Genomic DNA, 12640 nt, shown 5'->3' with positions numbered 1-12640 from the left:
CTTTCTAGAGAAAGTTTCTCCTCCCCCTCCCCAAACCCCACCCCTTCCTCTTCAAAGATTTTTGACTTTATCGAATCCTTTTTGACAGGTTTTCCAGTGCAATCCAGAAGGCTGTGTCATAGGAAACGGTTGATGCTTGATTTCTTGGCGTTCCACAGGAATGGCCAATAAAATGCCTCAACCGTGGAGGCCATCAGCGGAAAAATTGGGAAGAGCTCTGTATTTTTAGCATGCTGTGGAGATAAAACAGCCTTATATTATGACAGGGCCATCCCCAAAAGACGCCCCGGAAGAAAACGTTCGGGCGTTTTTTATTACGGAAGGGTTTTAAGAATACTCGGCTGTTCCATACTAGCTAGATGGTGATATTTCCTTTTTTGGAGTTCTAAAGAGCGAATCAACAAATGCCTTAATTTGGAGCTCCCCAAGGGAATAATGATATAACAATGCGGTATTATTAGCGTGTTCTGAATACAGAAGGCTCTGTTATAGTTTGTGGTTGTTTCATCTCCACAGTGCGGTGGAAATACAGCCTTTTTCTCCAGCTTCCCCTTGGCAGGATCCACGGATAAGGCATTTTGCCGGTAATCCCTTTGGAGCTTCAAGGAAAAAGCATCAACCATTTTTATAACACAGCCTTTAAGAAAGAGTCAGCCATTTTCTATGACGCAGCCTTTTTATTATGGAAGGGTTTCGGGAATATTTGGTGACGCCACAGTAAATGTTTGTTGTTTCCTTTCTTGAAGTTTTAGAGAGAACCGACAAAATGTCTTAGATTGTGTCGTCATTTTACATACAACTATTTGAAATTATTAAAAGTAATCTTTTTACAACTTAAAAATAATTAAAGAATTTCAATATATTATATCTAATTGACGACACGGCCTAGTCTGGGGCCTGCCAGCGGAAAAGCTGGAAAAGGCTGCATTTACACCATACACTGTGAAACATCGCGCCCTATGCAGAACCAGCTCAATCCCTTCTGAGGCGTATTCTTGCATCGGGACGAACTCCTTTTGCGTTGCCCTCCCCACCAGCCGAAGTTTTTGCGGGAGGGGGTTCGGGGGAGGGAGCTTTTTTCAAAAAGCTCCCTCCCCCGATTTTCTCCCTCCCTTCTCTCTCTCTCTTTACCCCTTATAATCATTGATTCACGGCTCCCTCACGATACGTTGGAGAGGCGGAGCCCCCGGCGCACTCTCCCGCCGGGGCGACGCTGGCCTTCCCCGCTGTCGGATATTTTGGGGGAGGGAATGGGGGAGGCGCCCTTCCTGCGGGGGGCTCCTCCCCCGAATACGTCTGTAACCGAAACAAGAGGTTTCCTATGGAACTTACCCGACGGGACTTCGTGCGTATTTGCACCGGGACGGTGGCGGGAATCGGGGTTTCCGGCATGTTTCACCCGTTCGTGCGGGATGTGCTTGCGGAAACGTTGACCGGACAGCGCCCTCCGGTGTTCTGGGTCGAAGGGCAGGGGTGTACGGGCTGCACCGTGTCCCTGCTCAACAACGCCCACCCCGGCATCGCCAAGGTACTGCTGGAAATCATCGCCATGCATTTCCACCCCACGATCATGGCCGCCGAAGGACAGCTCGCCTTCCAGAACATGCTGGACAAATCAAACGAGTTCAACAGCCGGTACGTGCTTATCGTCGAAGGCTCCATCCCCTTGAAGGCGGACGGGAAATACTGCGTCGTGGGGGAAGTGGATCACCATGAATATACCGTGGCTGAAACCACGGACATTCTGGCCCGGAACGCGGCGGCCGTCGTTGCCGCCGGGACGTGTTCGTCCTACGGCGGGGTTCCGGCGGCGCGCGGGCAGCAGACGGAAGCGGTGAGCGTAAGCCGATTTTTGAAGATGCGGGGCATCCCCACCCCGGTAATCAATGTTCCGGGCTGCCCTCCGCACCCCGACTGGATGGTCGGGACGCTGGCCCTCCTGCTCGACGCCATGAAGCGCAAGGGCACGGAAGGCGGCGTGTTGGAGATCATGCGCGGGCTTGACGACGTTGGGCGGCCCAAGGTGTTTTATCCGAACACGCATCTGAGCTGCCCGTACTTGGGCTCTTTTGAGGACGGTGTTTTCTCCCCGTCCATGACGGACAAGAAGGGGTGCCGGTTCGAGCTCGGCTGCCGGGGGCCGTGGAGCGGCTGCGACTCCGCCACGCGGAAGTGGAACGGCGGGGTCAACTGGTGCATCGCCAACGCCACCTGCGTGGGCTGCACGTCGCCCAATTTTCCCGACGGCATGTCCCCCTTCTATGAAAACTGATCGCCCGGAGGCAGCATGAGCAAGACCGTTATCGCCATCGATCCCGTTACCCGGCTTGAAGGGCATCTCAAGGTCGAGGTGCAGGTGGAGGACGGCAAAGTCGCCGACGCGTGGATCACCGGCGGCATGTTCCGGGGGTTCGAGGCCATCCTGCGCGGGCGGAACCCCCGCGACGCCTCCCAGATCGTACAGCGCATCTGCGGCGTGTGCCCTGTGGCGCACGCTACGGCGTCGTCCCTTGCGATTGAGGCCGTGTGCGGCGTCGAGGTGCCCGAAAACGGGCGCATAGCCCGGAACCTGATGCTGGCGGGCAATTATCTCCAGTCCAACATCCTGCATTTTTACCATCTCGGCGGGCAGGACTATTTCCACGGGCCGGATACCGTGCCGTTCATCCCGCGCTACCGGAATCCCGATTTGCGGCTTTCCGAAGAGCAGAACACGCTGGCGATGGACGAATACATCGAGGCGTTGGAAGTCCGGCAGGTCTGCCACCAGCTTGTGGCGCTGTTCGGCGGGCGTATGCCGCACTTGCAGGGCATCCTCGGCGGCGGCGCGGCGCAGATCCCCGACCGCGGGACGATTCTCGAATACGCGGCGCGCATGAAGCAGGTACGGAAGTTCGTGGAAAGCCGCTACCTGCCGCTGGTCTACACCATCGCCTCACGCTACATGGATATGTTCGGGATGGCGCACGGCTACAAGAACGCCCTGTGCGTGGGCGTGTTCCCGCTGGCGAGGAAGGGCGAGCAGTTCTTCAATGCCGGGGCCTACATCAACGGGCGTGACGAGCCGTTCGACGGGAACCGCATCCTTGAGGATGTGCGTTATTCGTGGTTTGAGCCCGCACCTTCCGGCACGCCGCTCCAGAAATCGGAATCCAATCCGCAGGTGGGCAAGGAGGGCGCGTACAGCTTCATCAAGGCCCCCTTGTATGCCGGGCATCGGGTCGAAGTCGGCCCTCTGGCGCGCATGTGGATCAACGACAAGCCGCTTTCGCCCATTGGCCAGCGGTTCTTTGCCGATATGTTCGGCATCCGTGCGGAGACGTTCCGCGAGATTGGGGAGAACCCCGCTTTTTCGATCATGGGGCGCAACGTGGCGCGCGTCGAGGAGGTGTATCAGCTCCTCGGCATGATTGAGTATTGGCTGCGTGAGCTGGAGCCGGGCGCGCAGACTTTCGCCTTGCCGGAAGTCCCGCAGGCCGGGGAGGGCATTGGCTTTACCGAAGCGCCGCGCGGCGCGCTGTGCCACTACATGCGCGTGAAGAACGGCGTGATCGACGACTACGCGGTGGTCGCCGCCTCCATGTGGAACTGTTCGCCGCGGGACGACGCCGGGAAGCGCGGGGCCGTTGAGGAGGCGCTTATCGGCGTTCCCGTTCCCGATGTTGGCAGCCCTGTCAACGTTGGGCGAGTGATCCGCGCCTACGACCCGTGACTTGGCTGCGCCGTGCACGTGCTGCACGCCAAGGCTGAGTAGAAAAAATTTGGAGGGGGCGAGGGGGCCTTTCTGGAGAAAGTCCCCCTCGCCCCCTCCAAGCCTCCCCCACTCCCCCAAAGACTTTTGACTGGTGGGGAGGTTATGCGGCGGGAGTCCGTTCCGGCGGGAAGCCGGGATTTTTTTGAAGCACGCGGATGAGCTTTGGCTCTGTCACAACATTTGACAGACGGATACAAGTTGAAATCAGTTGATTTTATTGTTTTTTGAAGGCCCTGTTATAGTTTGTTGTTGTTTCATCTCCACAGTTCAGTGAAAATACAGCCTTTTTCTCCGGTTTTCCCCTTGGCGGGCTCCACGGATAAGGCATTTTCTGGTTAATCCTTTGGAGCTTCAAGGAAAAAAGCATCAGCCATTTTCTATAACACAGCCTTTTTGAAGCGTTTTTCTGGTAAGCCAAACGGTGAAAAACACTTTCCTCAGTATCGAGAATTGTGTGAAATGCCATAACAGGCTTTTGCTATGGCAGGGCCTAAGTTTTTTCTTGTAACTGTAGGCCCCGTCACAGCATATGGTTGTCTCAACCCCTCAGTATGGTGAAAGCACGGCCTTTTTCTCGTTGGCGGACGCAATGGCTGAGGCATTGTGCTTGGTTATTCCTTCGGAAATTCAAGAAAGCATCAACCCTCTCCTTATGACACAGCCTCATTGTATTCATTGAACAGGATAACAAGGGCTTGGCGTTTGGGAAGGCTCTGTCAGATCATGTCGTTTCATTTCCATAGTATGGTGAAAATACGGACTTTTTCTCCGGTTTTCCCCTTGCGGAATCCATAGCTAAGGCATTTTGTTGGTTAATTCTTTTGGAACTTCAAGAAAAAAAGCATCGACTATTTTTTATGGCATAGCCTTTGGAAATTCAGGCTTGCCGGGTCTGTTATGTCTTCTTGCCGGTATCCTGCGGTCGCCCGGCGGAAAAAAGCAAGATGCCAGTTGGTGATATTACCATATATTGTTATGTATTTTGTCTTTTACGCAAATACGTTTTTGAGCCGGTACAGATGCGTTTTCCGCAGGATAGCCCAAGGCGATGTAGCAGGGCATGACATAGTTTTCAGGATGCCCGACAATCTTTTTGATGTGTTCGGATTCCTCCGCCATAGGAATACGGGTTACGCCCAATATCCCTTCGGAAGCGGCGGCGATGAGTATGTTTTCAATGCAGCACCAGATTGAGGCAAAGTCATTGAGGGAACTCAACGAGCTTGGTTGGAGCAGCGGTTCCCGCACCCTGAAAAAGGGAAGTATCAGGCATCCGGCATTATAGAGCATTGAGAACTGTCTGGGCATGGCCTCATGATACATATTGCGCTGAACCTCATCCGTCATGCCGAAGCCGTCGAGCATTTTTTCGCACTCGTCCCGGCTGGTCATGTTCTTTACCCGGAGGAGGTTGGCCCTCTCTTCTTTGCCGTTTACGATGACGAACTCCCATTGGCGCAGATGGTTGTTGGTCGGGGCTTTCAAGCCTGCGCCGATGATCCGCTCAAGGGCGTCCATTCCAACTTGCCTGCCATTGAAGTCACGGATGGTTCTCCGGGCCCTGATTGCTTCATATACGTCCATTTTTACCTCCATGCTCTGAATATTTCGCAGATGTATGGGGGGACTGTACGCTAGGAACCGGACAACTGTTTGTCATATTTTTCCTGCATGGAGCGGATTTTTTCTTTCAGGGCCGTTCGGAGGCTTGCCGGCTCGATAACTTCAAGGCCGTCCGCAAAGGAAAGGAGGTAGCCCGTCAGCCATTCGTTGATGGGCATTTCCTCATCAATCAAAAAAGAGCCGTCGGGCTGTGGGCGGATATCTTGTTCCGGGAATTCATCGAATGCCCTGAAAGCGCATTTGGCATCTATACGGAGCACAACCCGTTGCAGGGTATAGCTTTTTGAGTAGTCCGGCGTCGCCATCGGATCATCCTGCATGGTGCGCTCGAACGTTTCTTCCATGACGTGCAAATCGCGGATCCGTGAGGCCCGCAGCACCGTTTCCCGGCCTTTTTGCCTGTCAAAGACGCAAACATACCAAGCCCGTTCACGGAACAGCAGGCACAACGGTTCCGCGAAACGCTCGGACACCCGGTTTTCTGAGCTGAAATAGGTGAAGCGGATAACTTTTTTCGCCAAGATGGCTTCTTTGAGCTGGTGGAACTTTTCCTTGCCGAACCCGGAGCCGCACCACGAGGAAAAATCCACCCGCAGCCAGCGGTCTTCGGCTTTTCTCCGAAACAGGGCGGCGAGCTTGTGGAGGGCCGCATTGCCGCCGGGGTATCCCGCACCCTCAAGGGCTTGGAGCCCATGCAGAATATCAGCCTGCTCCTGCTCGGTCATGAATGTTTTGTCCAGCGTAAATTCCTTGAGCAGTCCTGTGCCGCCCCCCCGCCCCCGGTTGGAAAAGATGGGGATACCGGCAAGGCTCAAGGCATCCAAATCTCTCTGGATGGTTCTGACGGAGACGGAGCAATGCTCGGCCAGTTCTTTCGCCGTACCGCATGAGCCGCTCATGAGCAAAAAAACGATCTGGAAAAGACGTTCGACGTGCATGGAAAAACTCCTGAAAAGGAGCCCTCCCCCGCAAAAGCTGTGCGACGGGCCGCGCCGCGGTATCTTTCAGAAAGCACGGGGACTGGCTTGGAACAGTTTTCCAAAGGGGCCGTTACAATGATCGATTGATATTTTATTTTTAATTGCAGTCAGATGGCTGACAAAATGCTTCCGCTATGGAGCCTGCCAACGGAAAGGCTGGATAAAAAGGCCGTATCCCCATATTGGGGAGATGGAACAATCATAGCCTAATGATGGAGCCTTTTCAAAAAGTTTGGCTCTGTCATAGCATATGGTTGCTTTATTTCAGCAGTATGCTGAAAAGAGAGACTTTTTCTCCAGTTTTTCTGCTGACGGACTCCATGATGGGGGAACTTTATTGGTTATTCCTTTGGAATTTCAAGAAATAAAACATCAACCGTTTCCCATGACACAGCCAAAAGTTTTAAGGGCCATTCGCCTATCATACTGTGTCGATTTATGAAAACCGTTTCCATATATTGCCTGTTTCCTGTAATCATTTCTAGTGAACGGTTCTTCAATATTTTCCTCAATGGGCAGCCTATATTTCCGGGGATGCGGTAAGCGTTTTCGTATGCTTCATAGACTCTGTCATAGCATATGGTTATTTCATCTCCACAGTACGGTAAAATAGAACCTTTTTATCCAATTTTCCCATTTGCGGAATCCATGACCAAAGTATTTTGTTGGTTATTCCTTTGGGGCTTCAATAAAAAGCATCAACTATTATGATACAATCTTAGTTTATAATCTTTGCTCATTAAAGAGCAAATATATAAAAAGTGCATTCTCATGTAAATGAAACAGCACTTTTTATATGCCAATGCCTTTTTTCTTGGCTCTGTTATAGTATGTGGTTGTTTCATCTCCACAGTGCAGTGAAAATACAGCCTTTTTCTCTGGTTTTCCCCTTGGCGGGCTCTACAGCTAAGGCATTTTATTGGTTAATCCTTTGGAACTTCAAGGAAAAAAGCATCAACCATTTTCCATAACACAGCCTTTTTCTTTGGCTCTGTCATGGGATGTGTTGTTTTATTTCCGCAATATGGTGAAAATGCAGACTTTTCTTATTTTCCGTTGATGTTTTATGGCTGCGGCACATTATTGGTTATTCCCTTGGATTTTCGAGAAGGAAAGCATCACCCGGCTCCTATGGCACAGCCTTTTGTTTTTCCACTGGCCGTCGTGCTTCCGAACCCTTGATGCCCCATTGCGGCCCGTATTTCACCATCGTTTCAGCGTAAGCATCTTGTAGGGGGCCGTACTGGACGGGGCATACTCTTTCGGCACAACGCCTTATGGGAGATGTCTGTTTTGCGGTAATGCCTTTCCGCCACCTTCACGTTTTCCTTCCGGGTGCATCCCCTTTACGCCGCAACGCCTTTCCAACAAACAACACCCCGCGCAAACGGATACGTTTGGGCGGGGCTTCTTGCCGACAGGGAAAGCCGGCAGCAGGGATTCGATAAGGGCAAAAGTCTTTGAAAGGAAAGGGGTGGGGTTTGGGGAGGGGAAAGGAAAACTTTCTTCAGAAAGTTTTCCTTTCCCCTCCCCAATCTTCAATCCAAAAAAACTATTCGCCAAGCCACTTGTTGCGGATGGCCTTTTCCTTGCCGTTCTCGCGGATGGCCTTGAGGCCCTTGTTGACTTGGGCGGCGAGTTCGGCGTTGTCCTTGCTGAACACGAAACCGATGTATTCGGCGTCTTCGGTGAGGAAGGCGACCTTCATGAGATCCTTGTAACCTTCCTTGCGGCTGGCGTAGTAGCGGGCGACGGGGTCGTCGCAGACCACGACGTCGAGGCGGCCATTGCGCATGTCTTCAAACACAAGGCCGACTTCGTCATAGGTGCGGAGGTCGATATCCACGTTCATCTTGCGCAGCGCTTCGATGGCGGTGGTGCCGATCTGCACGCCGACCTTCTTTCCCTTGAGGTCTTCGGGCTTCTTGATGGCGGAGTCCTTGGCGACGACGACGGCCTGATGGACTTCGTAGTAGGGATCGGAGAACACATAGGCCTTCTTGCGCTTGTCGGTGATGGTCACGCAGGAAGCGATGACGTTGGCCTGCCCGGATTCGAGCGACGCGAAGATGCCGTCCCACGCGATGTTGCGGAACTCGCTCTTCATGCCGATTTCTTCGGCGATGGCGGCAATGATGTCGCGGTCATAGCCGATGATGTTCTTGTTTTCGTCAAGAAATTCCATGGGCGGCCATGTGGGGTTGGCGGCGGCGATGAGCGTTTTTTCTGCGGCGAATGCGGAGCCGCAAAGCACCAATACGGCGAGAAGGCTGGTCAATACGGTACGAAACATGGTTTCTCCTCCTAAAAATAAGGAAGGAGTATTAGGCATGAGCAGGGGGCGCGTCAACAGAAAAGAAAAGCGGCCGCAGGGAGATGGGCGCAGCAGGAGGAATGCGGCATCCGTGATCCGGCGCGGGGCGCGGCTTTACGGAAATACGGCATCTGCTCTTGATTTTTGTTGATGGATGCGTGATTCTAGGCGTTGATATGCTGGGGAAGGGTGTGTGCCGCAGGAGTCGGGGATTCCGGCGGCATGGGAAACGCCCCTCCCCGGAACAGGGGGGCCCGCGCTGGAGGAATCGCGTGGGTGCCTCCCGGTTTTCGTCGCCGGGACGGGTCCGTCCCTCCGCAGTGGAAAAGGCCACGCCGTTTTTCCGAAGGTTCCGGATGCGGCCCTTCCTTTCTCCCCTAACCTAAAGAGGTTGATAATGAAACGTATCGCTGCCCTGATCATGGGTCTTGCCCTCATGACCGTGCTGGTCGCCCCCGCCTCTGCCAAAGAACTTGTCGTCGCTCACGACACCAACTTCATGCCCTTTGAATTCAAGGGGCCGGACGGCAAGTTCACCGGTTTTGACATTGAACTCTGGGAAACCATCGCCAAGAAGCTGGGCCTCTCCTACAAGTTTCAGCCTATGGACTTCAACGGCATCATCCCCGGCCTCCAGACCGGCAACGTGGATGTGGGCATCGCCGGCATGACCATCACGCCTGAACGCGCCAAGGTCGTGCAGTTCTCCGACGGCTATTACACGTCCGGCCTCAAGATCCTCGTCCGTGAAGACGAAAAGAACATCAGCAAGGTTGAGGATCTCGCCGGCAAGGTCGTTGCCGTGAAGACCGGCACCTCTTCCGTACCGTTCATGAAGGACTTCGGCAAGGCGAAGGAACTGAAGCAGTTCCCCAACAACGACGGCATGTTCTTTGAACTGCTCAGCAAGGGCGTCGACGCCGTGGTGTTCGACATGCCCGTGGTGACCGCGTTCGCCACCACCGCCGGCAAGGGCAAGGCCAAGGTCGTCGGCCCCCTGTACGAAGGCCAGAAGTACGGCATCGGCTTTACCCAGGGCAGCGAAGAGCTGGTGAAGAAGGTCAACGGCGTCCTTGCGCAGATGCGCAAGGACGGCTCCTACGCCAAGCTGTATGAAAAGTGGTTCGGTTTCGCACCCAAGGAATCCGATATGTAGGGTGTCTCTATTCGCTGGAATAGAGCAACGGGGAGGTTTCTGCCTCCCCGTCCCTTTTTCTCCTTTAATCCATCGGGTGCCTCATGGCTTTTGATTTTGAACCTTCGATCATTCTGGAAACCGCGCCCCAGCTCCTCGGCGGGATGAAGCTGACGCTCATCATCACGCTGGGCGGGCTGCTCGTCGGTCTGCTGCTCGGCATCATCACCGGGCTTGCCAATACCTCTCGGAACCGCCTCCTCCGCGGCATCGCCATCATTTACATCGAAACGATCCGCGGGACGCCGCTGATCGTTCAGGTAATGTTCCTCTATTTCGGCCTGCCGCTGGCCCTTGGCATGCGCATCCCCCCCGACGTGGCGGGCGTCATCGCCATCGGCGTGAACTCCGGCGCGTACATCGCTGAAATCGTGCGCGGCGCCATCGAGTCCATCGACAAGGGGCAGATGGAAGCCGGACGGTCCACCGGGCTCACGCAGGCCCAGACCATGCTCTACATCATTTGGCCTCAGGCTTTTAGGCGCATGATCCCGCCGCTGACCAACCAGTGCATCATCTCGCTGAAGGACACCTCCCTGCTCGTCGTCATCGGCGTGGGAGAGCTGACCCGGCAGGGGCAGGAAATCATCGCCGTGAACTTCCGGGCCTTTGAAGTGTGGATTACCGTCGCCATCTTCTATCTGGCCATGACGCTGAGCATTTCCGCGGTGCTCCGCTATTATGAGCGCAAGCTCATGATCGGCAGGCGCTCCGTCCCGGCGGTTCCGTCGGATCCGCTCGTGTAGGGCCGTTTCATTTCATCTTTTCATGCCTCGTTTTGTTGGGAGGAGAAGGTTTCATGTCCAGCGCACAGCCGGCACAGCACAAGTCCCCGCTTGTTCCGAGCCTTTTTAAGACAATCCGCAGCGGGTACAGCCTTGGGATGCTGTCCAAGGACATTTCGGCGGGGATCACCGTGGGCGTTGTGGCGCTTCCGCTCGCGCTTGCGTTCGCCATCGCTTCAGGCCTGACGCCGGAACGGGGGCTGTACACGTCCATCGTCGCCGGTTTCTTCATGGCGTTTTTCAGCGGAAGCCGGTTCCCGGTCAGCGGGCCGACGGGCGCGTTCGTCGTCATCATTTACAGCATCGTGTCCCGGCACGGCTACGAGGGGCTTGTCCTGACCACGCTGATGGCGGGCATCCTGCTTGTCATCTTCGGGTTCCTGCGGCTGGGGGCGCTGGTCAAATACATCCCCTACCCGGTGACGACGGGGTTCACCGCCGGGATTGCGCTGCTGATCTTCTCCTCTCAGATGAAGGATTTCTTCGGGCTGCCGCTTGTCGATACTCCGCCGGAATTTTTCGACAAGTGGGGGGCTTATGCCCAAAACGCCATGGATTTCAGCCCCGCGACGTTCGGGGTGGCGGCCTTCACGCTGCTGGTCATCCTGATCGTCAGGCGCAAGATCCCCAAAGTTCCCGCGCCCGTGGTGGCCGTGTTCCTGTCCACGCTGCTGGTGTGGCTGTTCTCCCTGCCCACCGATACCATCGGTTCCCGGTTCGGCTCGCTGCCCACGGGCTTCCCTGAGTTCACTTTGCCGTACGGGATCACCTTCGAGCGCATCCGCGAGCTGTTCCCCGATGCGTTGACCATCGCGCTGCTGGCGGGCATCGAGTCGCTGCTGGCCTGTGTGGTGGCGGACAGCATGACGGGCGACAGGCATAATTCAAACATGGAGCTGATTTCGCAGGGCATCGGCAACGTGGCCTCGGTGTTCTTCGGCGGCTTCGCCGCCACGGGCGCCATTGCCCGCACGGCGACCAACGTGCGCGCCGGTGCGAATTCGTCCATTTCCGCCATCGTGCATTCCCTGTTCCTCGTCGTGGTGGTCATGTGGCTCCTGCCGTTGACCGAGTATATCCCGCTGGCGGCCCTCGCCGCCGTGCTGGTCATGGTCGCCTATGACATGAGCGATCTGCGGACGGTGCGGCATATTTTCCAGGGGCCGAAGTCCGACTGGTCGGTGATGATCCTGACCTTCGCGCTGACGGTGGTCTTCGATCTGACCGTAGCCGTGTATACCGGGGTCATGCTGGCTTCCCTGCTGTTCATGCGCCGCATGAGCGAATTGACGGGCATCCACACCTGCGTTTCCGGCGAAGAGGAAGAGGCCGCCGCGCACGACATCCCGCTTCCCGATGAGGAAGCCGTGCCTGACGGCGTGGAGATTTTCGCCATCAACGGGCCGCTGTTCTTCGGGGTGGCCGACCGGTTCCAGTCCACGCTGGATGCGATGGAGACGCCTCCCAAGGTGTTCATCATGTACCTGCACAACACGCCCGCCATCGACATGACCGGCATCCACGCGTTGGAGGCGTTCCTTGAGCGCCGTCAGGAAGGCTGCCGCGTCCTCTTTGCCGCCGTGCAGGAACCCGCCCGCAGGACGCTCCAGCGGGTCGGCATCCTCCGCGCCGTTGGTGAGGAGAACATCTACCCGTCGCTCGACGAGGCGCTTTTGCGCGCCGAAGAGATTCTTGAGGAAGAGAAACGGAAGTAGATCGCCATATGGGATCGGGGAGAAGCGGGAGGGCTTTTCTGGAGAAAGCCTTCCCGCCCCTTCCCGAAACCGTTGGGCTGGCCCGTGCCTCTCCAAAGGCTCCCCGTTTATCAGGCCTTTGCCGCCGGTTTTCCCGGCGGGCCGCGTCTGGACGATGCCGTCCGGGCGTTTTTTTTAGGCTGTGTTATAGAAAATGGTTGATGCTTTTTTCCTTGAAACTCCAAAGGGATAACCGGAAAAATACCTTAGCCGTGGATCCCGCCAAGGGGAAAAC

The 12640-nt window shown here is 55.4% G+C and carries 10 protein-coding genes; 7 read left to right on the top strand and 3 right to left on the bottom strand.

Annotation, left to right across the window (positions count from 1 at the left end; all coding sequences use genetic code 11):
- Positions 1-1321 precede the first annotated feature (1321 nt).
- Together hysB and hysA are read left to right on the top strand one after the other, a co-directional pair.
- Positions 1322-2272 carry a NiFeSe hydrogenase small subunit gene (hysB, locus tag ACZM8Y_RS09865; RefSeq protein ID WP_487480272.1) on the top strand — a complete coding sequence of 317 codons (951 nt, stop codon included), beginning with the start codon at positions 1322-1324 and terminating at the stop codon, positions 2270-2272.
- A gap of 15 nt (positions 2273-2287) precedes the next feature.
- Entirely contained in the window at positions 2288-3712 is a 1425-nt protein-coding gene (hysA, locus tag ACZM8Y_RS09860; RefSeq protein ID WP_479859771.1) for a NiFeSe hydrogenase large subunit HysA, read from the top strand.
- A gap of 1002 nt (positions 3713-4714) precedes the next feature.
- Here the strand turns inward: hysA and ACZM8Y_RS09855 are convergent.
- Together ACZM8Y_RS09855 and ACZM8Y_RS09850 are read right to left on the bottom strand one after the other, a co-directional pair.
- Positions 4715-5338: a nitroreductase family protein gene (locus ACZM8Y_RS09855; protein ID WP_482332434.1), complete on the bottom strand. Its 624-nt coding sequence runs from the start codon at positions 5336-5338 to the stop codon at positions 4715-4717.
- A 50-nt stretch (positions 5339-5388) separates the two neighbouring features.
- Positions 5389-6315 carry a helix-turn-helix transcriptional regulator gene (locus ACZM8Y_RS09850; RefSeq protein WP_482332437.1) on the bottom strand — a complete coding sequence of 309 codons (927 nt, stop codon included), beginning with the start codon at positions 6313-6315 and terminating at the stop codon, positions 5389-5391.
- A gap of 292 nt (positions 6316-6607) precedes the next feature.
- Between ACZM8Y_RS09850 and ACZM8Y_RS09845 the strand changes: the two genes are divergently transcribed.
- Positions 6608-6799: a hypothetical protein gene (locus ACZM8Y_RS09845; RefSeq protein ID WP_487479965.1), complete on the top strand. Its 192-nt coding sequence runs from the start codon at positions 6608-6610 to the stop codon at positions 6797-6799.
- A 554-nt stretch (positions 6800-7353) separates the two neighbouring features.
- The gene (locus ACZM8Y_RS09840) at positions 7354-7539 is read left to right on the top strand and encodes a hypothetical protein (protein ID WP_489501718.1); all 186 of its coding nucleotides are present in this window, start codon (positions 7354-7356) and stop codon (positions 7537-7539) included.
- A gap of 370 nt (positions 7540-7909) precedes the next feature.
- Here the strand turns inward: ACZM8Y_RS09840 and ACZM8Y_RS09835 are convergent, their stop codons facing one another.
- A complete protein-coding gene (locus tag ACZM8Y_RS09835; RefSeq protein WP_302552908.1) occupies positions 7910-8650 on the bottom strand; it encodes a basic amino acid ABC transporter substrate-binding protein in 741 nt (246 codons plus the stop codon).
- Between the two features lie 418 nt (positions 8651-9068).
- On the opposite strand from ACZM8Y_RS09835, the gene glnH reads away from it, so the two are divergent.
- From glnH to ACZM8Y_RS09820, 3 genes are all read left to right on the top strand, one after another.
- Positions 9069-9827 (top strand): glutamine ABC transporter substrate-binding protein GlnH, encoded by a 759-nt coding sequence (gene glnH, locus ACZM8Y_RS09830; RefSeq protein WP_302552907.1) that lies wholly within the window; start codon positions 9069-9071, stop codon positions 9825-9827.
- A gap of 83 nt (positions 9828-9910) precedes the next feature.
- The gene (locus ACZM8Y_RS09825; RefSeq protein WP_302552905.1) at positions 9911-10612 is read left to right on the top strand and encodes an amino acid ABC transporter permease; all 702 of its coding nucleotides are present in this window, start codon (positions 9911-9913) and stop codon (positions 10610-10612) included.
- Positions 10613-10665: 53 nt separating this feature from the next.
- Positions 10666-12366 (top strand): SulP family inorganic anion transporter, encoded by a 1701-nt coding sequence (locus ACZM8Y_RS09820; protein ID WP_308771762.1) that lies wholly within the window; start codon positions 10666-10668, stop codon positions 12364-12366.
- The last annotated feature ends 274 nt before the right edge of the window (positions 12367-12640 follow it).

This window comes from Bilophila sp. (assembly GCF_057864385.1).
Note: the sequence above shows the minus strand (reverse complement) of the source record. Positions and strands in the feature narration are given on the sequence as shown.